The organism is Streptococcus cristatus (genome assembly GCF_001588905.1).
Taxonomy (GTDB): Bacteria; Bacillota; Bacilli; order Lactobacillales; family Streptococcaceae; genus Streptococcus; species Streptococcus cristatus_N.
In genome coordinates this window covers 1-422 of record NZ_LAWH01000089.1, presented here as the reverse complement: position 1 = coordinate 422, position 422 = coordinate 1, and the positions used below count along the sequence as shown (strand labels likewise).

At 49.8% G+C, this 422-nt stretch carries 1 rRNA gene; it reads right to left on the bottom strand.

Annotated features, from left to right (window positions below):
• A 23S ribosomal RNA gene (locus A0765_RS10790) occupies positions 1-422 on the bottom strand; the annotation flags it as partial.

Below are 422 nucleotides of genomic sequence, written 5' to 3'. Positions count from 1 at the left end.
AGAGGCCGTTCGACCCGACCTTACGGTCTAGGCTTCGTCACTGACCTCCACGCCTGCCTACTCGTCAGGGCATCATATCAACCCTGACGAGTAGGCAGGCGTAACACGCTTGAGCGCCATCCATTTTCAGGGCTAGTTCATTCGGCCGGTGAGTTGTTACACACTCCTTAGCGGATTCCGACTTCCATGGCCACCGTCCGGCTGTCTAGATGAACTAACACCTTTTGTGGTGTCTGATGAGCGTGTATTCCGGCACCTTAACTCTACGTTCGGTTCATCCCGCATCGCCAGTTCTGCTTACCAAAAATGGCCCACTAAAAGCTCTTCATTCAAATGTCCACGTTCAATTAAGTAACAAGGACTTCTTACATATTTAAAGTTTGAGAATAGGTCAAGGTCATTTCGACCCCGGAACCTCTAAA